A 25651-nucleotide genomic window follows, 5' to 3' on the forward strand; every position below is an offset into this window, starting at 1 on the left:
GCTATTTCCCTACTATACAAACCTCTCTCTCTAAAGTAATACCCGTTTCTTGAAAAACTTTTTCCTCTATATACTCGATTAAACAAATAACATCCTTTGCAGAAGCTCTTCCTTTATTTATAATATAGTTTGCATGAAGCCTTGAAATCTCAGCATCACCAATACAATATCCTTTGAGCCCTAGATCATCTATAAGTTTACCCGCAGCAATATTTTGAAGATTTTTGAATATTGAACCAGCACTAGGAAAAGAGATGGGCTGAGTCTTTTTACGTGTTTTCAAGTTTTTTAGAAATATATCTCGTATAGTATCCTTATTACCTTTTTTTAAGGAAATATCCACATCTAACACAATTCCCTCATAGGGGAGTTTTGAGGAACGATAACTGAATTGGATATCTTTTTTTGCTATATTAAATATCTTTCCTTGATAATCCATCAGGGTTATCGATTTAACGATATCTCCGATTTCCCAAGACTTTGTTCCCGCATTCATGACCAGTGCGCCACCTATAGAACCTGGAATACCTGTTCCACCTTCTAGCCCTGAAAATCCTTTTTCGATACAAAAATGAATCAAATCAGACATCTTTAAACCAGCTCCTGATTTTAGAATTAACTTTTCCTTATAGCTAGTAATCTGAATATCACTAAATCCCTTCTTTAAGTTTATAACAACTCCTCTAATACCATTATCGCTAACAATAATATTTGTTCCCTCTCCTAGAATAAAAACCGGTAAGTCATTTTCATTAATTATTTTAAGGATTTTCTGAAGTTCCTTCACATCTTTTGGGCTTATAAACACATCAGCCCTTCCCCCCAGAAGAATAGAGGTATGTTTCTTCATCTCCTCATCAAATTTCTTTTCCTGAAAATCCCTAAAAAGAGAAAAATACACTTCTTTTTTATCCATTATTGTTTGTTCTATTTTTTTTAGCCCCCAATTTTGAAAGGAGTTCATCTCCTACTGACGAAATATTACCTGCACCTAAGGTCAGAATCAGATCTCCTTTCTGAATGATACTCATTAGAAAATCCACAATCTCAGATTGATCTCTTATATGAAAAACAGACTTATGACCATACTTTTTCACCCCTTCATATATAAGTCTTGAATCTATGTTTTCTATAGGCTCTTCGCCAGCTGAATATATATCAGTAATAATTAATTCGTCGGAATCATTAAAGGCTGTAAAAAAGTCGTTTAAAAGATACTGAGTTCTCGTATATCTATGAGGTTGAAAGACCACTATCATTCTTTTTTCTTTCCATACCTCTTTTGATGCCTTAAGAACCGCACGAATCTCTGTAGGATGATGTCCGTAGTCATCTACTACTATAATCCCATTGGTTTCACCTTTGATTTCAAATCTTCTTTGGATGCCTCCAAATTCCTTCAAAGCCTTTTTGATTATTTCAAATTTTATATCTAGTTCAAGACCAACAGCTACAGTGGCCAGAGAATTATATACATTGTGGAGGCCAGGCATATTGATAACCATCTCACCTAACTCTTTTCCCTTATTAAAAATATTAAATGATGTTTTCAATCCTGAATAGGTTATATCCTTTGCTATATAATCAGCTTGGCTTGTCACTCCGTATGTGACACATCTTTTTTCAACTTTTGGAATGAGCTCCTGAATATATTTCTGATCAAGACATAATATGGAAAGACCATAAAAAGGGACTTTATTGATGAATTTCAAGAATCCCTCTTTGATTTTACTTATACTCTTATAATGGTCCATGTGTTCCTTATCGATAGTAGTCACAATTGCTATCGTAGGTGTTAATCTTGTAAATGAACCATCACTCTCATCAGCTTCTGCAACTAAAAAATCTCCCTGACCGAGCTTTGCATTGCTGCCAAGGCTATTTAGCTTTCCACCAATGACCACTGTAGGGTCTAATCCACCCTTTGCTAGTACCGTGGCTATTAAAGATGTTGTTGTTGTCTTTCCATGGGAACCTGCCACAGCGATGCCATATCTTATTCTCATTAATTCTGCAAGAATCTCTGCTCTACGTATAACCGGGATCAAATTTTCCTTAGCTGATTTAATTTCTATATTATCTTGGTTTACTGCTGAGGAATAGACAACAACATCTGCATTTTTTATATTAGACTTATTATGGCCAATAAATATGCTTGCACCTAATCTTCTTAGTCTCTCTATAATATCTGAATCTTTTATATCAGAACCACTAACAGCATAGTTTAAGTTAAGAAGAAGCTCCGCAATACCACTCATTCCAATTCCACCTATGCCAACAAAATGGATATGCTGCGTCTTTCTAAACATATATTCTCCTTAACAATTGCCATGAACTGCTTCTTCTTTTTTTATGAGGCTATAACAGATATCGATTATCTTCTCAGCAGCATCTGTAACCGCCATTTTTTTGCTCTTGAAACACATATCCTTAAGTTTTCCCCTGTCTTTCATCAATTCAAGTATCTTTTTTGCAAGAAACTCTCCAGTCAAATCCTTTTCTAAGATCATTTCAGCTGCGCCTGACATTTGTAGTTTTCTTGCATTAATTTCCTGGTGATTGTTGGCAGAAAATGGAAAAGGAATTAATATTGAAGCCTTACCTGCTACTGTTAGTTCAGAAAGAGTTGTGGCACCTGCTCTGCATATTATCAGATCCGCCTCCTTATATTTATCAACGATATTATAGATAAAGGGTTGAACACTTGCTAAAAAACATCTCTTTTCATACTCTTTTTTCATCAATTCCTCATTTCCTTTTCCTACTTGATGGATAATCCTTATAGAATCCTTAAACTCTTTTAGATACTCTAGTCCTTCAATAACAGCCCTGTTAATACTCTGCGCTCCTTGGCTCCCTCCAAAGATCAGTAATGTAAATTTAGAGTGATTACTATTTGATATACCATTTTTCAATTGTTCTAAAAATTCTCTTCTTATAGGATTACCGGTGAATATAACTTTATTTTTAGAAAAATAATCTTCAGTTTCTTTAAAAGAAATGGCTATTTTATCCGCAAATATCCCTAGAATCCTATTTGTAACTCCTGGTAAAAAATTCTGCTCTTGGATAATAATAGGAATTCTTAAAATATAGGCGCAAGATACCACGGGTCCAGTTACATATCCCCCTACACCTATAACGATATCTGGCTTATAGCATAATAAAATCCATAAAGATTGAAGAAATCCTATGGGTAATTTTAATAATGAAACAATGGTTCTTACTGAAATCTTACCCTTAAGACCTCCAACTGAAATTCTTTTTAGTTTAAATCCTTCTTTGGCTAATATTGAGTTTTCTAAACCTTTTTTTGTCCCTATAAAAAGCACATCAGTTTCTGGATTTCTCTTTAATAATTCCTTTGCTAAACTGATACCAGGGTATACGTGCCCCCCTGTTCCGCCACCTGCAATAAGAACTTTCATTAAAACCTCAAACTTTTATTAACTTCTTTAGAAATATTTAATAATATCCCAATCCCAATAGAGTTAATGAGAAGTGATGAACCTCCCAGACTAATAAAAGGAAGGGGTAGTCCTTTTGTAGGCAAGAGCCCAATAACAACTCCTATATTGATAATGACCTGCAGACCTATCATCATAATAATTCCAAAAGCCAGATATCTCCCAAAAAAATCAGGACATCTTTTCGCCACAAGGATGCCTCTCCAAAATAAAATAAGGAACAAAACAATAATCGCCAGTGCCCCTATAAAACCTAGTTCTTCACCTATTACAGCAAAGATAAAATCTGTATGGGGTTCCGGGAGATAAAACAATTTCTGTCTGCTTTGGCCCAGACCCAATCCAAAAAAACCTCCCCTACCTAATGCTAAAAAAGATTGTACAATTTGAAATCCAGAATCTAGTGGATCCCCCCAGGGATCTAAAAAGGCCAGTATTCTTCTTTTTCTATAACTCACAGTAGAAACGGTTACATACAAAAATGGTAATATCATTAAAAAGGAATAAAAGAGATAAGAATAACGAATCCCTGCGATAATAAAGAGAAAGAATACTACAGCCGCTATCAGAACAGCTGTTCCTAAGTCAGGCTGAAACATAATTAAGACGAAGAAAATCCCTAAAATGAGAAGGTTGGGGAGGTATCCCATGCTAAAGCTATCGAGGTAATCTTTCTTTTTCACTAATGAGTAAGACATGTAGATTATAAGAACGAGTTTTGCCAATTCTGAAGGCTGGAATGAAAAATAGCCTAGATTCAACCATCGCTTAGCACCCCCTACCTCTCTACCAAAATGGGGAATTAAAACCAAAACTAATAAAACGATTGATACAATGAGAAGAGGATAAATAAATTTTCTTAAAAGATGATAATCAAAATTCATAAAAAAGAGCATAGAAAAGATGCCAAGTATTGCCCACAATATCTCTTTTTTGAGAAAAAAATAGGGATCATTAAAGTTTTCACTCGCAATAATTGTGCTCGAACTGTAAACCATTACTATGCCGACCTGTAATAGGATAATCGGTATAAAAAAGATGATTGGATCAAAAGATCCTACTCTTTCTCCCACGAATCCTCCTTACAATCTCTTTGAATTGGTTACCCCTCTCCTCAAAATCTCTAAACATATCAAAGCTTGCACAGGCAGGTGAGAGAAGTACAACATCTCCCGAGACAGCCATTTTAAAACTCTTTTTTACAGCATCCTGTAAATTCTCTACCAAATTGACCTCGCATTCTCCATTTAAGACCTCTTTTATCTTATCCTTTGCTTCTCCAAATATGATTACGCTTTTAACCTTTCCTTTGATATATCTTTTCAGTGGTCTATAATCACTTCCTTTATCCTTCCCTCCGGCAATTAATATGATTGGCTCAGAAAAGCTGTTTAATGATTTTATAACAGCTCCAACATTTGTCCCTTTTGAATCATTGATAAATTTCACCCCATCGATATCTCTAACAAACTCTAACCGATGAGGCAATCCAGAAAAAACTCTGATAGAACGCAACATTTCTTCTCTATTAAGATTAAGAATGAGTCCTGTAGCAAGAGAGGCCAAGACATTCTCTATATTTCTCCTGCCTAATTCTCCCAGATCTCCTAATTGTCCAATTTTCCTCTTCTTGTTATTATCATTCCAGAAGATCTCTTCTCTATCTATATATATCCCTCGCTCTGCCATTATCTTTTTGCTAAAAAAAACCACTTTTGACGGAACCTCTGATTTCAACCCCATTAATAAGGGATCATCATAATTTAATATTAGATAATCCGATTCTTCTTGATTCATATATAACCTTTTTTTTAATGCTATATATTCCCTATAATCTCTATGCCTATCCAGATGATCTGGGGATATATTTAAGATAATCCCAATGAAAGGTTTAAACTCGCTTATTCCCTCTAACTGAAATGTGCTGATCTCTGCCACGATAAAATCCTTGTCTTTGCTCTCCAGTATTTCTTCTGCCAGGGGATATCCAATATTTCCACCTAAAATAAATTTCTTTTTACATCTTTTTAGCATTCCCCCAATCAGGCTTGTTGTTGTACTTTTTCCATTGGTTCCTGTGATTGCAATAAAAGGCACAGGAGATAATAAAAAAACCAATTCGATCTCACTAATTATTCTTAATCCTTTTTCTCTTGCTTTCACTAAAGGGGGTATATCCATTCTTACACCAGGACTAACCACGATAAGATCCGCTTCCAAGAAAAATTTTTCAGTATGATGATTAAGATCAAGTGCTACATCACCTTTTAATTTAGATATATTCTCCTTTAATTGAAAAGGATCCTTAACATCTGAAACTGTCACCTTGCACCCTAGTTCTGTTAAAAGATTAGCTACGGCTACACCTGTTCTTGCCAGTCCTACCACTGTAATCCTCTTTCCTTTTATATTCAAAACCTCTTTGCCTTTTTAAATTATCTGAGTTTTAATGTGCTCAAACTCAACAAAGCCAACATGATTGCAATAATCCAAAATCTCACAATAACCTTTGGCTCAGCCCATCCTATTTCTTCAAAATGATGGTGAAGGGGGGCCATCCTGAATACCCGTTTTCCTGTCACCTTGAAATAGAGAACCTGCACAATAACAGAAAGGGTTTCAATAACAAATATTCCTCCCACTATGATTAAAACCAACTCATGCTTTGTTATTACCGCTACTGTCCCCAGAGCACCCCCTAAGGCTAATGAACCGACATTACCCATAAACATCTGTGCAGGATATGAGTTAAACCAAAGGAAACCTAAACTCGCTCCTATTATGGAGCCGCAAAATATGGATAGCTCCCCTGCTCCTTTTATATAAGTAATATTTAAGTACCCGGCAAATTTAACATGACCTGAAAGATATGATATAAGGACATAAGTAAGAGTAGCTATGATTATAGGTCCAATGGCAAGGCCATCTAAGCCATCGGTTAAATTGACTGCATTAGATGTTCCAACAATTACAAAAACAGCAAATAGAATATACCACCAACCCAGATCAGGATTAATCTTTTTAAAGAAAGGTATGAACAATTTTGAAGAAAACGAAGAGGTAGCTGGATCAAGATAGAGAAAAAGGGCAATCCCCAATCCCAGGAGAAATTGAACTAAGAATTTTTCCTTAACTCTTAGACCATTTTCTCTCCTTTTTATTACTTTTAAATAGTCATCCCAAAAACCTATAAGGCCAAAACCGATGATGGAAATCAAGACAAGCCATGCATATTTATTAAGCAAGTCAACCCAAAGAAGAGTTGAAATCACAAGGGAAACAATGATAAGCATTCCTCCCATCGTCGGCGTACCCTCTTTTGATAGATGGGATGGGGGACCATCACTCCTGATACTTTCCCCAATCTGATATTTCATGAGTTTTTTGATTACAAAAGGGCCTAATAAAAGACTAATCAAAAGGGCCGTTAAAATAGCATAAGAGGTTCTAAAGGTTATATATTTAAAGACATTTAAAAACGAGATTTTTGCATGTAGAGGATAAAGTAAATGGTATAGCATTAATAAGCCTCTCTTGTTTTCTTAAGTTTCTCAATGATCCTTTCCATTTTCATTCTTCGCGATCCCTTTACGAGAAGGATATCCCCGTTTCTTAAGTTCTTGTCTAATATATTGAAGGCCTCATCTGCATCTTTACAAAAAAATACATTTTGTTTTTCCATTCCGTTAAGCAAGGCCTCTTTTCCAATAAAGGATGCCATTTCGCCAACAACAATCAAAAAATCGATAGATCTTCCAGCAATCATTCTCCCTATCTCTTTGTGAGCATCCATTGAAGCATCGCCTAACTCTAGCATATCCCCAATAGCCAGAAACGAATGACCGCTTTTGCTAATATTTGAAAGAGTCTCTATGGCTCTTTTCACAGAAGAGGGATTCGCATTGTAGCTATCATTAATGATTCTAATATCATGATCCAGATGACATAACTCCATTCGCATGGGAAGCCCTTTAAAAGATTCCAAACCTTTTTTTATGTTTTCTATCTCTATACCACAGACCGATCCTACTGCAGCAGCAGATAGTGCATTATAGACATTATAATTTCCAATAAGGGGGAGATGAACCTTAATTTCTTTATCATTAATCATTAATAGAAAGGTGAGACCATCTGTACCTAAATCTCTAATGTTTTTTGCTCTTATATCTGAATAGGATTCTATGCCATAGGTCAACAATCTTCCTTTAACCCTTTTTTTCAAATCCATAATGAACGGATCATCAGAATTGAGAATGACTGTTCCTTCTTGATCAATAAAATCAACTAACTCTCCCTTTGCCTCTTTTACCCTTTCAAGAGAACCCAAAAACTGAAGATGGACACCGCTGATATTTGTCAAAACCCCTATACTCGGTTGAGCAATTTCACAGAGCCTCCTGATTTCTCCTAATCCACTCATTCCCATTTCCAAAACCGCAATATCATGAGAAGGCTCTAACCTTAAAAGGGTTAAAGGAACACCTATATGATTATTATAATTACCCTCATTCTTCAGCACAGAAAATTTAGTCTCTAAAATTGAGGCTATCATTTCTTTTGATGTGGTCTTTCCATTACTTCCTGTAACACCTATTAAAGAGACACGGTTTCTTTCCCTATGATATTGAGAAATCCTTTGCAATGCAGCCAAGGTATCCTTAACAAGAATAATACAAGGCTTATGATAAATTTTTTTATCAGAAAGATTCTCTCCATTACATAACTCTCTTTTTGATAGCATGGCTCCAAATGCCCCTTTACTCAAGGCCTCACAAACAAAATCATGCCCATCAAAATTGTTTCCCTTAAGGGCAACAAACAAATCTCCAGGGCTGAGACTTCTTGAATCAATAGAAATATTCTTAAAGCTATGATGCATATTACCTTGAATAACACTACCCCCTGTTATTTCTTTTATCTCTTCTAATGTGAAACTAACCATATTTCTGCTGTCTTTTTTTAAGCCTTAAAATCTTCCGTACAACCTCTCTATCATCAAATCTTTTCCTTTTATTGCCAATAATCTGATAAGACTCATGACCTTTACCAGCTATTAATACAAAATCCCCTGGACATGCCAACTTTAATGCTCTCGTAATAGCCTCTTCTCTATCCTTAATTTTTATATACTCTCCTTTTTTACCCTTCACACCATCAAATCCCTTTTCAATCTCCTCGATAATTTTCATAGGATCCTCAGTTCTGGGATTATCTGAAGTTATAATGATAAAATCAGAAAACCTTGCCGCCACCCTTCCCATAAGAGGCCGTTTTAATCTATCTCTATCACCCCCGCAGCCAAATACTAAAATCAATCTCTTTTTTGTTATATTCCTTGCTGATTGAAGGAGATTTTTCAGGGCATCTTCAGTGTGAGCAAAATCTACTGCAACCATAAAATCTTGACCTTCCTCAATCTTTTCAAATCTTCCAGGAATGACTCTAACCTTCTCAATCCCTTTTTTAATCATCTTTAAATCCATTTCATGACAAATACCTGTTCCTATCGCAGCTAAGATATTATATACATTGTGCTGTCCAAGTAGAGGGGATTTAATTTTTATGCGACCTTGAGCTGTTTTTGCTGTAAATGATATTCCTTTCCGGAAACAATATATATCTTCTGCAATCACATCAGAACGTTTATTTACACTATAAGTCATTACTCTCCCGGGAAAGTTTTCTAAAAGTCTTTTTGAATAGGGATCGTCTATATTGATGATTCCGATTTTAATGGGATATTCTCTAAAAAGTTTTGCTTTTGCCTCAAAATAGATGTCTTGGTTCTTATGAAAATCAAGGTGGTCTTGCCCCAAATTAGTAAAAATTGCTGTGTGGAACTCACACCCCACTAATCTCTGTAATTCTAAGGAGTGTGAGGAGGCTTCTAAGATGCAGTAGTCGACATCATTATCAACCATATCTCTTAATAAATACTGAAGATCAAGAGATTCTGGTGTAGTTTGAGGCGCTGGTAAGATGCAGTTATTATAACGATAAGATATTGTTCCTATAACCCCAACCTTGAAGCCATCATTTCTTAAAATAGAATCAATAAGATATGAAACTGTGGTTTTCCCGTTTGTACCTGTAACCCCAATTAATCTCAATCTTTTCGAAGGATAATCATAAAATTTAGAAGCCGCTAATGCCAGAGCCTTTCTAGAATCAGACACAAGAATATCTGTAATGTTTTTCTTTTTTTTGCTTATCTCTTCATCAGGTATATCCTTGTCCCTTATTATAGCAATTGCACCATTTGAAATCGCTTCTTTTATATAATCATGACCATCTCTTTTAAATCCGCTGATAGCTATAAAGACTGAATCGGGTTTCACTTGATTAGAATGATAATATATACCCTTTATCATTCTATTTGTTTTTCCATGAATATTTATAACATTAAGAGATTTTAATAATTCCATAATATTAATCATAAAATAATTAAGTAGATTCTTTATCTTTTTCTAACTGGTAAACAACTTTTTCTTTTCCAAGATTTAAATAGGTTGTAAGGATTGTCATAATCTTATTTGAAATATTAGAAAAAAATCCATTTTCTAAAGAACTTTCTATCTCATTCTTATCCTTTTTAATCCTATTATCATATTTTACATAGAGCATATTTTCATTTTGAGGAATCATTAAATATCTTAATACTTGTTGAGCTACCCTACTGAAGACGGGAGCTGCTACCTTACCTCCCCAAAAGATATCTTTTGGTTCATCAATAATTACCAGAACTACAATTTTAGGCTCCTCAGCTGGAACAAACCCCACAAAAGACGCCAAGTATTTATCTTTAGAATAGGCTTTTTGTATAGGATCAAACTTTTGCGCTGTTCCTGTTTTTCCAGCAACGCTAAATCCTTTTACTGCGGCTAAATTACCCGTTCCGTTATTAACAGCACCTTTTAAGATTTTACTCATTATTTTACTTGTTCGATAAGATATCACCCTTCTTATCTCTTTTCGCTGAGTCTCTTTTATAATCTTATTTTTATAAGACACCGCTTTTAAAATTCTTGGTTTAACTAAAACGCCCCCATTAGCAATTAGAGATACAGCATTGATTAATTGTATAGGGGTTATAAGGATTTCCTGGCCGATGGAAATTGCTCCAATAGATACATTAGACCAATCTTTTGGAGCTCTAATAAGCCCTGGAATTTCTCCTGGAAGACCAATGCCTGTTTTATCTCCAAAACCAAATTTTCTGATGTAATCATAAAAACTTACTTTTCCCAGTCTCTGGCTTGTTTTTATTGCCCCTATATTGCTAGATTTCTGAATGATCTCCTCAAAGCGCAACCATCCATATTCCTGATGATCACGAATTGTTAATCCTCCTAGCTCTATCTTTCCATTTTCACAAAAAATCAGTTCTTCTGAATTAACTTTATTTTCCTCTAATGCTGCAGCTGCAGCTATGATTTTAAAAGTAGAACCTGGCTCATAACCAGTTGTTATTGCTCTATTTCGCCATATAAACTGGTCGTATTTCACAAAGATATTTGGATTAAAACCCGGGGTCTCCGACAATGCCAAAATTTCTCCTGAATAAGGATCCATGATAATAATGATACCCCTTTTGGCATCGGTCTCTATCACCTGCCTCTTCAGCTCTTTTTCTGCTATATATTGAATAACCTCATCAATGGTTAATATCAAATCATAACCTATCAAAGGATATCTTGAATCAATATCCTTAAGATATAGATTTCTTCCTAAAGCATCCCTTTCAATAAGAACCTGCCTCGATTCTCCTCTTAAGCTATCATCATGTAAATATTCTAATCCTTCTAATCCTTTATTATCAGTCCCTACAAAACCTATTACATGACCTGCTAGACCACGTTTAGGATAAAATCTTTTATACTCTTTTATAAAGCCAGCACCTTTTATATTAAATTCCTTAATTTTCTTAGCTTTCTCAGGTTCTATTTTTCTCTTGACCCAAACAAAATTTTTCTTTTCTTTCAAGCTCTTCAGAATCTCACTTTTTTTAATATTAATCACCTTTGATAACTTCTGAATTGTCTCTTTAGGATTATCTATTTCTTTAGGATTTAAATAAATAGAATCTAACTCGATACTTACTGCTAATTCTTTCATATTACGATCATATATAGTCCCCCTTTTAGGCTCCAATAAAAGAAATCTTTGATACTGATCTTTAGCCTTTGAGAAAAATTCATCATGCTTAAGAACCTGAATATAATATAATTTAACAGCTAATGTTAAAAAACATACAGTTATCAATAGAGAAAAAAATATAATTCGCTTATTCAATTTATCCTCAATATGTTTCAACATTTCAATCTTTATCCTTTAAAAACAAAATCTGTTCTTTCTTTGGGAAGATAAAACCCAGATCCTCAACTGCTAATCTTTCGATTCTATCAAGGGATTTTATACTCGCGATTTCTAATCTTAATATTCTATTTTCTTGGAATAGCTTTTCATGTTTGGCTATTAACTCTTGATACTCATAACTAATTTCTATCATCTGATGATGGGGCCACATATAAAAAAGTGCTCCTACGATAAAAATCAAGATATAAAAAGAAAATAAAGCAGCCTTTCTAAAGTTAATGAGATTTTTTTCTTTACTTAAATTTGGTTTCACGATTTTTCCCCTGTTAGCCCTATGCAATTTTTTCAGCCACCCTTAATTTTGCACCTCTTGATCTTGGATTAATCTCTATTTCCTTGAGGGAAGGAACAAGGGGTTTCTTTGTCAAAATCTCAATCACCTTCTTCTTTCCGCAGATACACTTCGGTATTCTCGGAGAACATGTACATCCTTTTTTATATGAATTAAAAATATTTTTTACGATTCTATCCTCTAATGAATGGAAAGATACTACACATAATCTTCCTTTAATTTTAAGAAGTTCTATTGCATCTTTTAGCGCAACTTTTAGAACATCTAATTCTTTATTAACATCTATTCTTAAAGCCTGAAAGGTTTTTGTGGCAGGATGAATGCGTTGTGATTGGTAGGAAAGGGGAATGGCTGATTTAACGATCTCAGCCAATTCTTTTGTTGTTCTGATTTCTCTTTTTTCTCTGATATCAACTATCCTCCTTGCAATCCTTTGTGACCATCTTTCTTCTCCATAAAGCCTCAGTATTTCAATGAGTTCTTTTAAAGAAATATTATTAATTAATGAAAAGGCCGTAATTTCTTGATCAGTGTCCATTCTCATGTCTAATGGACCATTGTATTTGAAGCTAAAACCTCTTTCGGGTATTCCTAATTGCCGTGATGAGATGCCTAAATCAAAAAGAATTCCATCTGCCTTCTTGATATTCAGCAAAGAGATGATATTCTTAATGTTTTTAAAATCATCTCTTATTATGTGAAATCTTCCCTGAAAAACTCTTAATCGCTTTATAGCTATTTTTATTAAGTCTTTATCTTTATCAATGCCTATGAGTATACCTGAAGGGGTGCTCTTTTTTAAAATTTCAAAAGCATGACCTCCTTCTCCCAAAGTACAATCTATAAAAATCTTTCTTGGACCGCATAAAAGATAATCTAATATCTCATTTAATAAAACTGGGATATGATAATATTTCATTTAACTTTATAATAAAAAAGTTTTTCATAATTAAATAACTTCCTTTACATTCTCATACCTATCAATTGAGTTATTGAGATCAATTATTTTGATTTCTTTTAAATAGTTTATTAATTTAGGATTTGAAATGTTTTTTAATTTTTGTAATACCTTTCGTATCCTTACAGATTCCTTCTGGATGAGATCAAGTCTTTGAACAGTCTTTTTATCTAGCTTTTCCTCATTGAATATATGGGTTAAATTCAACAGTATGACTGAAATAGGCTTCTCCAATCTTTGATTTATCATGTTTGTCATCTCATTTAAAATGATTGGGAATTCATTTTTAAACTTTTCTCTTATCATTGTAAAAAATACTTTAACTTTTTTAAAATTAAAAACCTAACTCGGACAAACCCTCAGCTATATCTTCAAATTTCTCCTTAGATTCTTCAAAAAAAGAATCCCACATATTTTTGCTCCAGATCTCCATCTTATTAAGTATGCCTATAATCACAGCTTCGGCATCTAAAGAGATCGATTCTCTTAGATAAGAAGGAATTAAAATTCTTCCTTGTTTGTCTGTGCTGCATTCTGCAGCACCTGAATAGAGAAGTCTCATAAATGTTCTCACATCTTTTTTCATTGTAGGTAGAGACTTTGTCTTTTCTTCAAGGATCAGCCATTCTTCTGTTGGGTATGCTACAATACAATTATCAAAATTTATTAATATTAAACGATTACTATATTTTGAGTTCAATATCTCTCTAAATTTTGCAGGAATATTAAGCCTTCCTTTTTTGTCTAAATTTACATAATATGTACCGATAAACATAGTTTTTTACCCACTTTAACCCACTTTTACCCACATATAATGAAAATATATAGAATAGACGACTCTTTGTCAAGTAAATAAATCTTTATTTTTCTTTTTTTAAGGCTTAAAACTAAGAAATTGAAAGCTTTTAATGAGGATTAGAAAGGAATGAATAAGATAAGAATTAATTGGAAAAGAAATTAGAAAAATATACCAAAGTAGATCATAAGCCGGGTTCTGTACCTAAAAAATTAGGTGATGATCATTTATCTGGGACACAGGTTACCCTTTGCCTCTAGCGACCTAACCCGAAAGCATCGGACGAGCAATCCTTATTTAGAAATAAGCAACTTCGTGAATAACCACAAAGTAAAATAGCTTATATCTAAAGTGCTTCCCTATTTGGTCTTGCTCCGGATGGGGTTTGTCAGCTCTCGATGTCACCATCGAGACTGGTAAGCTCTTACCTTACCTTTTCACCTTTGCCCTTTTAAAGATTTTTTAAAAGGGTAGTCTCTTTTCTGTGACACTTTCCTTAGGGTTACCCCTACTGGACGTTATCCAGCATCCTGCTCTGCGGAGCCCGGACTTTCCTCTAGTTTCAAAAAATTTTGAAACCAGCGATCATCTGATCTACTTTGGTATTTAAATTATAGTTATCTTATTAATTATATTTTTTGTTCTCCTCCATGGTTTGCTTTTAAATAAAATTTAATCCTCCCAATATAATATCCTGCTACAGTGGGAACAATGAATTATCTTGCTGTTATTTTTAATATCGTTAAATTTCTGCGGTGGCATGCTCACATGACAGCCTTGACATACATAATCCTTAACATTTATTACTGCTAATCCATGACGAATCTCTTTTATTTTAATGTACTCTCTAAGTACTTTTTTATCAATAAGTTCTTCAATTTCTTCTCTTTTCTTATTCTCTATACCTAATAACTGTTGAAGCCTCTCAACTTCTTCTTCTTTTTCCTTTTTCTCGATTTGAAATCTCTTCTCTTCTAATTCCAACCTTTCTAAATTCTTTTTGTTCTCTTCAGTTTTCTCTTCAACTAATTCCATAACCATTAGAATCTCATCCTCTATGCTGCTAATCTTCTTCTCAATCTCCTGTATTTCCGATAGTATTGCTGAATACTCCTTGTTTGTTTTAACCTCCATGAGTTTTATCTTGGTTTTATTAAGATTATCTCTCTTAATCTCTTCTTCTCTTTCTCCATTTCTTCTTTTTTTTTGTAAATCTTCTATCTCTTGATTAATCTCGCTGACCCTCTTCTCAAACTTCTGATATTCAGAGCGCAAACCCTCTATCTCTTCAGGTATTTTGGATTTAACTTCCTTAAAATCAGAAACCTTTAAATCGACTTTTTGTAAATTTATTAATAATTCTAAATCTCTATTCAATTTAGGTATCCAATGTATTGATTGTTTGTGAAATATTATTCCAAAAAATAAAAAAGTGCATCTTTTATCGATGCACCTTGTCTCCCTTACAAAAAACTATCTCTATTAAAATTCTAAACATCAAACAATTTTTAATCCTTTTGGTGGGCCCACCTGGGCTCGAACCAGGGACCTACCGGTTATGAGCCGGTGGCTCTTCCAACTGAGCTATGGGCCCTCGATAGATTCAAAACTACACCATGCCTCTAAAGATTGTCAAGTTCAAATTTTTATTCTAACCCTTCTACGAAGCTTTTAAGTCTTTTACTCCTGCTTGGATGACGAAGCTTTCTTAGGGCCTTGGCCTCAATCTGCCTAATTCTTTCCCTTGTAACATCAAAATCTTGACCAACCTCTTCTAATGTATGATCCGTATCATTTCCTATCCCAAAACGCTTTCTTAAAACCATTTCTTCTCTCGGTGTCAATGTCTGTAAAACTCTTACCATCTGCTCTTTTAAATTCAACTTAACCACAGCATCGGAAGGAGCAACAAGTTTTTTATCTTCAATAAAATCTCCCAAATGACTGTCTTCTTCCTCGCCTATTGGCGTTTCTAAAGATATCGGCTCTTTAGCAATCTTTAGAATCTTTCTAACCTTTTCAATAGGCAATTCCATTCTTTCAGCAATCTCTTCAGGTATAGGCTCTCTTCCTATTTCCTGAACTAGATGTCTCGAAGTTTTTATCAATTTATTTATTGTCTCAATCATATGAACAGGTATACGTATCGTCCTCGCTTGATCAGCAATAGCCCGAGTAATAGCCTGTCGAATCCACCAAGTTGCATAGGTACTGAATTTATATCCTCTCTGGTATTCAAATTTGTCCACCGCTTTCATCAAACCTATATTTCCTTCTTGAATAAGATCAAGAAATTGAAGACCTCTATTCGTATATTTTTTTGCTATACTTACCACTAATCTCAGATTAGCTCGTGCCAGTTCTTTTTTTGCCTCTTTACCTTTTGACCTTCCTCTTTGAATTTTGTTTAGAGTTTCCTGAAGATTCTCATAAGACATATCTGTCTCTAACTCTATCCTTTTAATCTTCCTTTTAACGTTCCTTATACCCTTCTCAAACTCCAATAATTTATCAAGAGAAAACTTTGACTGTTTTTTTAATGCCTCATTTTTTCTAGAGTTATTTCTCAACAATCTTATGTTGCTTCTAAGCTCATCAATATTCATTCCCATCTTTTCCAAAGGAATATCTATCTCTCTTTGGAAAATACCTATCTTATTGACTAAGACTTTGATTTTTTGAGCTAGTCTATCGATCTGATCTGAATTGAGATTAATTTCTTTTATTAACTCTACTATTTTAGATCTAGTTTTCTCCATCTCTTGGTTAAATCTATTAATATTTCTAGCTTTCTTTTTCTTCAGTTTTTCCTTAATCTTATATAATTTTTTATCATATCCCTTTATCCTGTTAATTAATTTTAAGACCCGCTTATATTCATTTTCATCATCCTCATTAATTTCTTCTTCAAAAACACCACTATCAGTGACTTGAGTTATTCCTATTTTCCGCTGTTTTAATCTCTCCTCTAGAAAAATAACTTCACTAACCGCTATAGGTGTATTAATAACTGCATTTATTTCCTCATTTCTTCCCTCTTCAATCTTCTTTGCTATTTCAATCTCCCCTTCTCTGGTCAAAAGAGGTACTGTACCAATTTCTCTTAAATACATTCTTACGGGATCATCAGTCTTACCCGCAATACTATCTGTTAAATCGATTGCTTTTTCTTTTTCTAACTTTTCTCTCACATAGGTCTTTATCACTGATACTTTCTGGCTCTTTTGATCTGAATCAACTATTTCTATATCCATTTCTCCAAAAAGAATCATCATATCATCAATCTGATCAGGGGAAACAATGTTAGAAGAGAGACCATCATTAACTTCATCATAAGTAAGGAAACCTTTTTCTTTTCCTAAAGAAATGAGTTTTTTTATCGCTTTCTTTTCTAATTTTTTTGCCATAATTTGTTTTTCCTCCCCATGTCTTGGCAAATTTTTTTAAATAACAAAATTTATTTAGAACTATTTTTATATATTATCATTAATCTACGCTGCAATTCGTTTATCTCTTTAATCTCTCCTTTTTGTTCTGCTTCTTTCATTTTAGTATTGATTTTTTTTATCTGTGCCTTTTTATTCTTTTTCATAAATTTTTTTATACAGTCATCTAGTGCCTGATCCCATATTTTCTCTTTACCATTACCATAAAGCAGCTCTCCTTCTAAAGCCATCTTTCTAGCTAAACCAGATAATTCTACAGGTAATTGATCAATGATATTATTTACAGTCAGCTTTTTGTTTTCATCATAAATCTTGTATACTGAAAAAATAATCTTTGATAGTTTTTCATCTCCGATTTCAGAAGGAGAAATGATTTCTCGTATCTTGTCTAATTTTTTATATAAATATGTAGTATTAGCTAGAAAAAGCCTTACAATTTCAGCCTCAAGTGTAGGCATCCTCTCTTTTTCTTTAGAATTTAGGGATATTCTCTTATGAATAGAATTTCCTTTTTGAAACTCATTCATCAACTCCTTGCTGGAAAGATTCATCCTATCAGCTAATAAAGAAATATAGTGATTTTGTTCAATACTACTTTTCAATCTTGAGATAGTAGGCATTAGTTTATCAATACAATCTATCTTTTCTTCGATTTTATTAAGATCCTTATCCTTTAAGGTTATGTTAATGATATATTCTACTAAGGGAAGAGCGCTTTTAATCCTTTTTGAAAATAGACTCTTGCTCTCTTTTCTAATATAACTATCGAGGTCATATCCAGCAGGCAAAGAAACGACATATATTCTTAATCTGTCTCCAGTAAATAACTCTTCAACTCTCTTTACCGCTGATTCCCCTGCCTTATCAGAATCGAAAACCAGATATAAATTTTTAGTATACCTCTTTAATTTATATACATGATCCTTTGTAATAGAAGTACCTAAGGTAGCAACCACATTTTTTATACCATTCTGATGGGCAGTTATAACATCAAAATAACCCTCTGTAATTAAGACAGCATCCTCACTTTTAATGCTATCTTTTGACAAATTCAAGCCGAATAGGTTCTTACCTTTTTGAAATACAATACTTTCTGGAGAGTTAATATATTTCGCAGAATCTGAGTTGTCAAGTGATCTACCACCAAATCCTATAATATTGCCTCTCATATTAAAAATAGGAAAAATAATTCTACCCCTGAATCGATCATAATATCCTTCTTTATGAGACCTTTTGATTATCAGGCCAGTTTTTTCCAATAAAGTTTCAGAAATGCCATTGGTTTTAGAATATTTCAGGAGATGGTCCCAAGAGGGAATAGAATAACCCAATTGGAATTCGTTTATAGATATCTCATTAATACCTCTCTTTTTTAAATATAATCTGGCTTTTTCTGCAATATGGAACTCCTTAAGAAGTTTGTGAAAGTATCTCGAAGCTAAATTATTTATCTGAAAAAGCTTATCTTTATCCTCTGAAACTTCGAAAGATGTTTTTCTAATTATCTTTTTATCTGGTATATCTACCCCAATCTTAGAGGCCAAAAATTTTACTGATTCTGGAAAAGAAAAATCCTCGTACAGCATTAAAAATTGAAACACATTTCCTCCCCTTCCGCACCCAAAACAGTGAAATATTTGTTTCTCAGGGCTCACAATAAAAGAGGGGGTCTTTTCAGAATGAAAAGGACACAAACCCTTATAGTTTCTTCCCGTCTTTTTTAATGAGACAAATCCGGATATTGTCTCAACAATATCACTTCTTTCTCTTATCTCTTCAATAATCTCTTCGCTTACATACGCATCCAAAATATAATCCTTTAATAATTAATTACTTATCTCAACAATCGTGGCTCCCCATCCCCCCTCATTCATTCCAGAGGAATAAAAGTTTTTTACATGGGGATGTTCCTGAAGCATCGCAGTGATAGCCCTCTTTAATCTACCTGTTCCCTTTCCATGAATGATCCTCACTTTGTTCAAACCGCTTATCTTGGCATTATCCAGATACTTATCCACCTTAGGAAGAGCTTCATCAATCCTGTTTCCTATAACATTCAGTTCCACAGAAAAATCTTTGAGAAAGTCTTTTTTCATAAAAATACCAGAACTCATGGCAACCCTTGATTGATCATCACCTGCCTTTGAAGAATGTCCTAAATCCTCTAGAGGAACCTGAATCTTTTTGAAATCGACCTCTACTTCTACTATAGATGGGGATTTATAACTCTTGATTACCCCCTCACACCCCAAGCTGTTGATCCTCACTATCTCCCCTATTTTGGGTTCTAAGGGGCTTCTTTTCTCCTCATAAGGCGTTTTTTGAAGATCATCAATTCTGGATTTCCATAGAGCAAAATCTTTTTGGGGGAATTTTATAATACCCTTTTTAGAATTCTTTCTTAAATCATTAACAATGTTTTCTAACTCTCTTTTTGCCTCTTTCAAGAATTTATTGGCCTCTTTGCTAAAAAGAGATTTCTCTCTTTTTAACTCCTCAATTAATAATAGCTGTTCACTCTTCTTTTCTTGGATTTCGTATTTTTCAGTAAAAATCTCCTTTTTGAGCTCTTCAATATCCCTTATCTGAGTCTCCAGTCGATCAATAAGCCGATCAACCTCATCCTTTTCCTGTTTAATTTCTCCAATAGCCCTCGAAATCAATCCCTGAGGAAGGCCTAAATTCTTTGCAATATCAAAAGCACTGCTTTTTCCAGAATATCCATAGATTAGTCTGTATTTCGGTTGGAGGGTTTTTGAATCAAATTCTACGGATGCGTTTTCAACATCTTTGTAAGAATGAGCAAAAACCTTTAGAGAATTATGATGGGTTGTGGCCAAGGTCTTAATCCCTCTTTCCCTCAAATTATCTAGAATAGCAATCCCTAACGCAGCCCCCTCAGAAGGGTCTGTTCCTGCTCCCAACTCATCCAAAAGAACAAGAGATGAGGAATCAGATTCTTTAATAATCTTTATAATCTGTTTTGTATGAGAAGAAAACGTGCTGAGATTCTGTTGGATACTCTGTTCATCACCAATATCAGCAAATATCTTTTTGAATATGGATATCTCGCTTCCATCCTTCACGGGAATATGCATTCCTGATTGTACCATCATACACAAGAGCCCAAGTGTCTTTAATGAAACGGTTTTCCCGCCAGTATTTGGACCGGTTATCACAAGAATATTAAAATCTTTACCTAAGTTTATATCTATGGGAACCGTATTTTTTTTTGAGTTCCTTCTCTCCCATTCTAAAAAAGGATTTCTCGCCTGAATAAGTTTAATTTTCCCGTGAGCATTGATTACTGGTTCCACACTGTTAAATTCTATACTATATTTAGCCTTTGCCGTGATAAGATCAATTTCAGCTAAGATATCAATATTTTTCTCAATCTCGTTAAATCTTTCTCTGATTTCTTCTGTTAACCCTTTTAAAATCCTAAATTTTTCTTTCTGTTCTTCTGCTCCTAAATTGATAATTTCATTATTGAGATCAACGATTTCAAGAGGCTCAACAAAAACGGTTGCTTTACTTGTTGATATCCCGTGAACAATCCCCTTGACAGATCGATTAAAATTGGACTTTAGAGGAAGAACATACCGATCGTCCCTCACCGTAATGATCGGCTCTTGAACAACAGAAGCTCTCTTGTCCATCAGAACATTGAGTTTATCTCTTATCTCTTCCCTTTTCCTCTTTATATGTCTTCTTATCTTCTTCAATTCAGGACTCGCATCATCTACAATCTCGCCCTGTTTATCAATCGTCTTATCAATCCTTCTGCTCAAAGAAGGAGAAGTGAATATCTCTTTGATTTTAATTTCGATATAAGGATAAGAATTCTCTAACTGTGTAAAAAATTCTTTAATTTTTCTTGAGACGGAAAGGATATCTGCTATATCCAAGACTTGTGGGGCATCTAAAACAGCATTCTTTTTCCTGAGAATTTTAAAGATATTTCCAGGTTCTTTGAGGTTCTTAATGGGTATTTCTCCAACAGTTAAGAGAATATCCTTTATCTCTGATGTCTCTTTCAATCCTTTTTTTGTTGAGTCCCCAGAAACCTCAGGATGAAGATTTTCTATCTTAGACAGGCCTATCTCTGATTCCAAATAGGTTTTGAAAATATCCTTTATTCTCTGAAATTCCAAAACTTTCAGGGTATGATGATCCAGTGTAACTTTCATTTACAAAAAAACCTTCCTGAATAAGAGAAATCAATCTAGGGAAAGCTTATAGGGATTATGGAGTCTAAAATGTAATTTTGGTTATTGAACAATTTAAAAAGTTTATCTTTAGGGAAAAAAATAACTCTTGAATACGTAAGATTCAAAAGTTTTTTACTATAAATATAGACAAAATATAAGCTCCCTCGCGGGATATATGAGATTAAGGATCTAACTCAAGGCCTCCTTCACGATGCGATTCACTGTTGAACCCTCCGCCTTCCCTTTCAACTCGGCCATCAAAAGCTTCATCACCTTTCCCATATCTTTCATAGAGGAGGCTTCAGTTTGTTTGATAACTTCGTCTGCCTTTTTTCTTATATCCTCTTCCGACATCTGTTCTGGCAGATAGGAGAGGACGATATCCAATTCTGCTTTTTCCTTCTCATAGAGATCCTCTCTTCCCCCACTCTCATAAGCCTTTATAGACTCTCTCCTCTGTTTAGACAAAGAAACAAGAATATCTATTATGTCAAGATCAGTAAGTTCATCACTTTTTTCCTTTTCAGCATTGATAATGGCTGTTCTTATCATACGAATCGTAGATAGTTTAATCTTCTCACCATTCTTCATGGCATCTTTCATATCAGCAAACAGTTTCTCTTTTAAATCCATCTTAATCTTCCTTAACTCTCCTTCTTATCTCATACCTCTAGAAGATTTTTTTCTTGCAGCTATTAATTTCTTTTTTCGTCTAACACTGGGCTTTTCGTAATGTTCTCTCTTTCTCACCTCTGATAAAATCCCAGACTTTTCACACTGTTTTTTAAACCTCTTCAGGGCATTCTCAAAAGGCTCGTCTTCTCTGATCTTTATACCAGGCATTCACATATCCCCTCCTTCCACTTGATTTATAAAGGGTGTTCGTCTCAATTTTTATTTAAATTCAAACAAATAATCTTCTAAGTTATAAATATAATTAAATTATCAATATAATATCTACTTCAGATTTTGTCAACACCCTAAAATTTTAAATATTTTTATCTTTTTCTTTCTTATTATCGTCGATTTTTCTAAAAAAACATGTCCGATGTCCTGTATGACATGCTTCTCCTTCTTGAATGACCTTTATTAATAATGAATCTTTATCACAATCATAATAAATTTCTCGTACTTTTTGAACATTGCCTGAAGTCTCTCCCTTTTTCCAAAGGGTTTTTCTTGAACGACTCCAAAAATGAGTAAATCCTGTCTCTAATGTTTTTCTTAAAGACTCTCTATTCATATAGGCCATCATCAATACCTGATTATTCTCAATATCTTGTATAATAGTTGGCATAAGACCCTTTTCATTAAAAGCTAATTCATTGATTATTTTCATTTGATTTTCCTTCAAATATTATAATCTTATAACTATTCCTCTCTCTTGAAGATATCTTTTTGCCTCTCTTATTGAATACTCTTGATAATGAAAGATTGAAGCAGCTAATACAGCATCAGCCCCTCCTTTTGCCAAACCTTCATAAAGATGTTCTAAGGTTCCTACGCCTCCTGAAGCAATAACAGGTATGCCCAACAAGTCTGATACTTTTTTGGTCAACTCTAAATCATAACCATCTTTCGTGCCATCTCTGTCCATACTCGTTAAAAGAATTTCTCCCGCTCCTAACTCTTCTGACTGTTGTGCCCATTCTATTGCATCTAAACCGGTTGGCGTCCTACCCCCATGAATATAAACTTCCCAAGTATTTCCATTTTTCCTCTTAGCATCTATTGCAACAACAATGCATTGACTTCCAAACCTTTCGGATGATTCTTTTATAAAAAGAGGCTCCTTTACTGCTGTGGTATTTATAGAAACCTTATCAGCTCCGGCTTTTAACAATTTCCTTATATCTTCTATGTTTCTTACACCACCTCCAACAGTTAAAGGCATAAAAACCCTTTCAGCAGTCTCCTTTACCACCTCTAATATAATATCCCTGTTTTCATAGGAAGCGGTTATATCTAAGAATACGATCTCATCTGCACCCTCTTTGTCATATATCTCGGCATTCTCAACAGGATTTCCAGCATCCTTTAAATTGATAAAATTAATCCCTTTAACTACCCTACCGTTTTTAACATCCAGACATGGTATGATCCTTTTAGCAAGCATTGATATTCCTCTTTCTTTTTACCAGTCTTAGTGCCTCTTTAAAATCTATGGACTTTTCATAGAGGGCCTTTCCTATAATCATTCCTTCAATATTACCCTCTTTTAAATTCGAAATATCTTCAATATCCTTTAAGCTAGAAATTCCTCCTGATACAATCAGAGGTATCTTTATAGAAGGGGCCAACTCCTTTACTCCTTGAATATTCGGACCAGTCATCATTCCATCCCTCTTGATATCTGTATAAATAATAGCCCTTAGCCCCAAACCTTCAAATTCCTTCGCTAAATCTCTGGCCCTTTTTCTAACAACCTGAGTCCATCCCTTAACAGCGACATATCCATCCTTAGCATCTAACCCTAGAATGATTCTATCCGGAGAAATTCTACATGCCTCCTTTACCATACCATGATCTTCAAGAGCTGCGGTGCCTAGAATAACTCTATTTACACCAACAGAAAAATATTCCTCTATAGATTTAAGGGTCCTTATCCCCCCTCCTAATTCCACCGGGATCTTTATTGAAGAAACAATCTGCTTTATAATATCAAAATTTACTGGTTTCCCTTCAAAGGCGCCATCGAGGTCCACTAAGTGAAGCAACTCAGCTCCCATATCAACCCATTTTTGAGCCATCAAACAGGGGTCATCAGAATATATGGTTTCTCTATCTCTCTCTCCCTGAATGAGGCGCACACATTTTCCAGCTTTTATGTCTATCGCAGGTATGATAAGCATATTATATCAATTCACCAAAATTCCTCAGGATATTTAAACCAGTGGTCTGACTCTTTTCTGGATGGAATTGAGTGGCAAAGATATTATCCTTGTAAACACTTGATGTGAATTCAATTCCATATTTTGTTGTCGTAGCAATAATGTCTTTATCTTCAGGTATCGGATGATAGGAATGAACAAAATATACAAAGGAGTTATCTGGCAGCCCCTTAAAAAAAGGGGAATTCTTTTTAAATTTAATATTATTCCATCCCATATGAGGAATCTTTAGCCTTGCTCCATTTACTGTTTGAGGAAAGCGAACAACCTTTCCCTTTAAAATATCTAATCCAAGGCTTTTCCCGAACTCTTCACACTCAGAAAAAAGAAGCTGCATCCCAACACAGATTCCCAGAAAGGGCTTTCCCTTTTTTATTGAACTTAAAACCACATCCACAAGTCGATAGCTCTGAAGATTATTCATACAGGCTCCAAAAGCACCTACACCAGGTAATACAAGGGCAGATGCCTTTTTTATGATATCAGGATTACTGGTAATAACCGCATCTTGCCCAACCCTCTCAAGGCCTTTTTGAACACTTCTTAAATTTCCCATTCCATAATCTACAACAGCAATCATATCAACTTCACTTTTTTGAAAAATCTTGTTTTATAATTTCCCCTTTGTGGAAAGTACCCCTTTAATCCTTTGATCAATAGCTGTAGCCTGATCCAAAGCCTGCCCAAAGGCCTTGAATACAGCCTCTAAAATATGATGGGTGTTATCACCATAAATCTTATTTATATGGAGATCGATGCCACAATTCCCAGCAAATGACCTAAAGAATTCCTCTGCCAGTTCAGTGTCAAACTCCCCCACCTTTTCTTTCTTCATCTTGACATTATAAACAAAGTTAGATCTTCCGCTTAAATCTAATGTTACAGAAGCAAGAGACTCAATCATTGGTACAGTAGCATCTCCATATCTTTTTATGCCCTTTTTCTTATCTAATGCCTTCTCAAGGGCCTGCCCCAGACATATACCGATATCCTCTACCGTGTGGTGGTAATCAACATCAGTATCTCCTCTGGCCTTGAGTTCAATATCAAAGAATCCATGTTTTGCCACTAACGATATCATATGGTCCATAAAAGGAATACCAGAAGAGATCTCATGCTTCCCATTCCCATCTATTTTTAATTTAACTTCAATGTCAGTTTCTAAAGTGGATCTTTTTATTTTAGCCTCTCTATTCATTTTTTCCCCTCATGTT

The 25651-nt window shown here is 34.4% G+C and carries 24 protein-coding genes, 1 tRNA gene and 1 other RNA gene; all 26 read right to left on the reverse strand.

What is annotated here, in order from left to right; genetic code table 11:
* Position 1: 1 nt before the first annotated feature.
* Positions 2 to 916 (reverse strand): UDP-N-acetylmuramate dehydrogenase, encoded by a 915-nt coding sequence (murB, locus tag VMW81_04355; GenBank protein HUU50169.1) that lies wholly within the window; start codon positions 914 to 916, stop codon positions 2 to 4.
* Positions 909 to 2309 carry a UDP-N-acetylmuramate--L-alanine ligase gene (gene murC / locus VMW81_04360; protein HUU50170.1) on the reverse strand — a complete coding sequence of 467 codons (1401 nt, stop codon included), beginning with the start codon at positions 2307 to 2309 and terminating at the stop codon, positions 909 to 911. Before murC ends, murB begins: the two co-directional genes overlap by 8 nt.
* A gap of 9 nt (positions 2310 to 2318) precedes the next feature.
* Positions 2319 to 3428 carry an undecaprenyldiphospho-muramoylpentapeptide beta-N-acetylglucosaminyltransferase gene (gene murG / locus VMW81_04365; GenBank protein HUU50171.1) on the reverse strand — a complete coding sequence of 370 codons (1110 nt, stop codon included), beginning with the start codon at positions 3426 to 3428 and terminating at the stop codon, positions 2319 to 2321.
* Entirely contained in the window at positions 3428 to 4540 is a 1113-nt protein-coding gene (gene ftsW, locus VMW81_04370) for a putative lipid II flippase FtsW (GenBank protein ID HUU50172.1), read from the reverse strand. The genes murG and ftsW overlap by 1 nt, the downstream gene beginning before the upstream one ends.
* Positions 4515 to 5882 carry a UDP-N-acetylmuramoyl-L-alanine--D-glutamate ligase gene (murD, locus tag VMW81_04375; protein HUU50173.1) on the reverse strand — a complete coding sequence of 456 codons (1368 nt, stop codon included), beginning with the start codon at positions 5880 to 5882 and terminating at the stop codon, positions 4515 to 4517. The genes ftsW and murD overlap by 26 nt, the downstream gene beginning before the upstream one ends.
* A 20-nt stretch (positions 5883 to 5902) precedes the next feature.
* On the reverse strand, positions 5903 to 6988 hold the full coding sequence (gene mraY / locus VMW81_04380; GenBank protein HUU50174.1) for a phospho-N-acetylmuramoyl-pentapeptide-transferase: 1086 nt from the start codon (positions 6986 to 6988) through the stop codon (positions 5903 to 5905).
* Positions 6988 to 8409, reverse strand: a complete 1422-nt coding sequence (murF, locus tag VMW81_04385) for a UDP-N-acetylmuramoyl-tripeptide--D-alanyl-D-alanine ligase (protein HUU50175.1) — start codon at positions 8407 to 8409, stop codon at positions 6988 to 6990. The genes mraY and murF overlap by 1 nt, the downstream gene beginning before the upstream one ends.
* Positions 8402 to 9904 (reverse strand): UDP-N-acetylmuramoyl-L-alanyl-D-glutamate--2,6-diaminopimelate ligase, encoded by a 1503-nt coding sequence (locus tag VMW81_04390; protein ID HUU50176.1) that lies wholly within the window; start codon positions 9902 to 9904, stop codon positions 8402 to 8404. The genes murF and VMW81_04390 overlap by 8 nt, the downstream gene beginning before the upstream one ends.
* 7 nt (positions 9905 to 9911) lie before the next feature.
* Complete coding sequence (locus tag VMW81_04395; protein HUU50177.1) at positions 9912 to 11783, reverse strand: penicillin-binding transpeptidase domain-containing protein; 1872 nt, start codon at positions 11781 to 11783, stop codon at positions 9912 to 9914.
* Between the two features lies 1 nt (position 11784).
* Positions 11785 to 12096: a cell division protein FtsL gene (locus tag VMW81_04400; GenBank protein ID HUU50178.1), complete on the reverse strand. Its 312-nt coding sequence runs from the start codon at positions 12094 to 12096 to the stop codon at positions 11785 to 11787.
* Between the two features lie 19 nt (positions 12097 to 12115).
* Positions 12116 to 13054: a 16S rRNA (cytosine(1402)-N(4))-methyltransferase RsmH gene (gene rsmH / locus VMW81_04405; protein ID HUU50179.1), complete on the reverse strand. Its 939-nt coding sequence runs from the start codon at positions 13052 to 13054 to the stop codon at positions 12116 to 12118.
* Positions 13055 to 13084: 30 nt separating this feature from the next.
* A complete protein-coding gene (locus VMW81_04410) occupies positions 13085 to 13399 on the reverse strand; it encodes a hypothetical protein (GenBank protein ID HUU50180.1) in 315 nt (104 codons plus the stop codon).
* A 28-nt stretch (positions 13400 to 13427) separates the two neighbouring features.
* Positions 13428 to 13868 carry a division/cell wall cluster transcriptional repressor MraZ gene (mraZ, locus tag VMW81_04415; GenBank protein HUU50181.1) on the reverse strand — a complete coding sequence of 147 codons (441 nt, stop codon included), beginning with the start codon at positions 13866 to 13868 and terminating at the stop codon, positions 13428 to 13430.
* Between the two features lie 193 nt (positions 13869 to 14061).
* An RNA gene (rnpB, locus tag VMW81_04420) (RNase P RNA component class A) lies at positions 14062 to 14490 on the reverse strand.
* Positions 14491 to 14561: 71 nt separating this feature from the next.
* Positions 14562 to 15266 carry a C4-type zinc ribbon domain-containing protein gene (locus VMW81_04425; protein ID HUU50182.1) on the reverse strand — a complete coding sequence of 235 codons (705 nt, stop codon included), beginning with the start codon at positions 15264 to 15266 and terminating at the stop codon, positions 14562 to 14564.
* Positions 15267 to 15407: 141 nt separating this feature from the next.
* A tRNA-Ile gene (locus VMW81_04430) sits at positions 15408 to 15483 on the reverse strand.
* 52 nt (positions 15484 to 15535) lie between these two features.
* Positions 15536 to 17326, reverse strand: coding sequence for an RNA polymerase sigma factor RpoD (rpoD, locus tag VMW81_04435; GenBank protein HUU50183.1), 1791 nt, complete (start codon positions 17324 to 17326; stop codon positions 15536 to 15538).
* Positions 17327 to 17346: 20 nt separating this feature from the next.
* On the reverse strand, positions 17347 to 19143 hold the full coding sequence (gene dnaG / locus VMW81_04440) for a DNA primase (protein ID HUU50184.1): 1797 nt from the start codon (positions 19141 to 19143) through the stop codon (positions 17347 to 17349).
* Positions 19144 to 19161: 18 nt separating this feature from the next.
* Complete coding sequence (locus tag VMW81_04445; GenBank protein HUU50185.1) at positions 19162 to 21525, reverse strand: endonuclease MutS2; 2364 nt, start codon at positions 21523 to 21525, stop codon at positions 19162 to 19164.
* Between the two features lie 210 nt (positions 21526 to 21735).
* On the reverse strand, positions 21736 to 22179 hold the full coding sequence (locus VMW81_04450; protein HUU50186.1) for a GatB/YqeY domain-containing protein: 444 nt from the start codon (positions 22177 to 22179) through the stop codon (positions 21736 to 21738).
* A gap of 24 nt (positions 22180 to 22203) precedes the next feature.
* Entirely contained in the window at positions 22204 to 22389 is a 186-nt protein-coding gene (gene rpsU, locus VMW81_04455; protein ID HUU50187.1) for a 30S ribosomal protein S21, read from the reverse strand.
* A gap of 145 nt (positions 22390 to 22534) precedes the next feature.
* Positions 22535 to 22885 (reverse strand): phosphoribosyl-AMP cyclohydrolase, encoded by a 351-nt coding sequence (gene hisI, locus VMW81_04460; GenBank protein ID HUU50188.1) that lies wholly within the window; start codon positions 22883 to 22885, stop codon positions 22535 to 22537.
* An 18-nt stretch (positions 22886 to 22903) separates the two neighbouring features.
* The gene (hisF, locus tag VMW81_04465; protein ID HUU50189.1) at positions 22904 to 23662 is read right to left on the reverse strand and encodes an imidazole glycerol phosphate synthase subunit HisF; all 759 of its coding nucleotides are present in this window, start codon (positions 23660 to 23662) and stop codon (positions 22904 to 22906) included.
* Positions 23652 to 24398, reverse strand: coding sequence for a 1-(5-phosphoribosyl)-5-[(5-phosphoribosylamino)methylideneamino]imidazole-4-carboxamide isomerase (gene hisA, locus VMW81_04470; GenBank protein HUU50190.1), 747 nt, complete (start codon positions 24396 to 24398; stop codon positions 23652 to 23654). The genes hisF and hisA overlap by 11 nt, the downstream gene beginning before the upstream one ends.
* A gap of 1 nt (position 24399) precedes the next feature.
* Positions 24400 to 25017, reverse strand: coding sequence for an imidazole glycerol phosphate synthase subunit HisH (gene hisH / locus VMW81_04475; GenBank protein ID HUU50191.1), 618 nt, complete (start codon positions 25015 to 25017; stop codon positions 24400 to 24402).
* A 30-nt stretch (positions 25018 to 25047) separates the two neighbouring features.
* The gene (gene hisB, locus VMW81_04480) at positions 25048 to 25635 is read right to left on the reverse strand and encodes an imidazoleglycerol-phosphate dehydratase HisB (GenBank protein ID HUU50192.1); all 588 of its coding nucleotides are present in this window, start codon (positions 25633 to 25635) and stop codon (positions 25048 to 25050) included.
* Positions 25636 to 25651 lie beyond the last annotated feature (16 nt).

This window comes from Nitrospinota bacterium, assembly GCA_035528715.1.
GTDB lineage: Bacteria > JADFOP01 > JADFOP01 > DATKYB01 > DATKYB01 > DATKYB01.

Coding starts and splice junctions, on each gene's coding strand:
- murB (HUU50169.1), bottom strand. CDS start 916: ATGGATAAAAAAGAAGTGTATTTTTCTCTTTTTAGGGATTTTCAGGAA.
- murC (HUU50170.1), bottom strand. CDS start 2,309: ATGTTTAGAAAGACGCAGCATATCCATTTTGTTGGCATAGGTGGAATT.
- murG (HUU50171.1), bottom strand. CDS start 3,428: ATGAAAGTTCTTATTGCAGGTGGCGGAACAGGGGGGCACGTATACCCT.
- mraY (HUU50174.1), bottom strand. CDS start 6,988: ATGCTATACCATTTACTTTATCCTCTACATGCAAAAATCTCGTTTTTA.
- murF (HUU50175.1), bottom strand. CDS start 8,409: ATGGTTAGTTTCACATTAGAAGAGATAAAAGAAATAACAGGGGGTAGT.
- VMW81_04390 (HUU50176.1), bottom strand. CDS start 9,904: ATGATTAATATTATGGAATTATTAAAATCTCTTAATGTTATAAATATT.
- VMW81_04395 (HUU50177.1), bottom strand. CDS start 11,783: ATGTTGAAACATATTGAGGATAAATTGAATAAGCGAATTATATTTTTT.
- rsmH (HUU50179.1), bottom strand. CDS start 13,054: ATGAAATATTATCATATCCCAGTTTTATTAAATGAGATATTAGATTAT.
- VMW81_04410 (HUU50180.1), bottom strand. CDS start 13,399: ATGATAAGAGAAAAGTTTAAAAATGAATTCCCAATCATTTTAAATGAG.
- mraZ (HUU50181.1), bottom strand. CDS start 13,868: ATGTTTATCGGTACATATTATGTAAATTTAGACAAAAAAGGAAGGCTT.
- VMW81_04445 (HUU50185.1), bottom strand. CDS start 21,525: ATGAAAGTTACACTGGATCATCATACCCTGAAAGTTTTGGAATTTCAG.
- VMW81_04450 (HUU50186.1), bottom strand. CDS start 22,179: ATGGATTTAAAAGAGAAACTGTTTGCTGATATGAAAGATGCCATGAAG.
- rpsU (HUU50187.1), bottom strand. CDS start 22,389: ATGCCTGGTATAAAGATCAGAGAAGACGAGCCTTTTGAGAATGCCCTG.
- hisI (HUU50188.1), bottom strand. CDS start 22,885: ATGAAAATAATCAATGAATTAGCTTTTAATGAAAAGGGTCTTATGCCA.
- hisF (HUU50189.1), bottom strand. CDS start 23,662: ATGCTTGCTAAAAGGATCATACCATGTCTGGATGTTAAAAACGGTAGG.
- hisA (HUU50190.1), bottom strand. CDS start 24,398: ATGCTTATCATACCTGCGATAGACATAAAAGCTGGAAAATGTGTGCGC.
- hisH (HUU50191.1), bottom strand. CDS start 25,017: ATGATTGCTGTTGTAGATTATGGAATGGGAAATTTAAGAAGTGTTCAA.
- hisB (HUU50192.1), bottom strand. CDS start 25,635: ATGAATAGAGAGGCTAAAATAAAAAGATCCACTTTAGAAACTGACATT.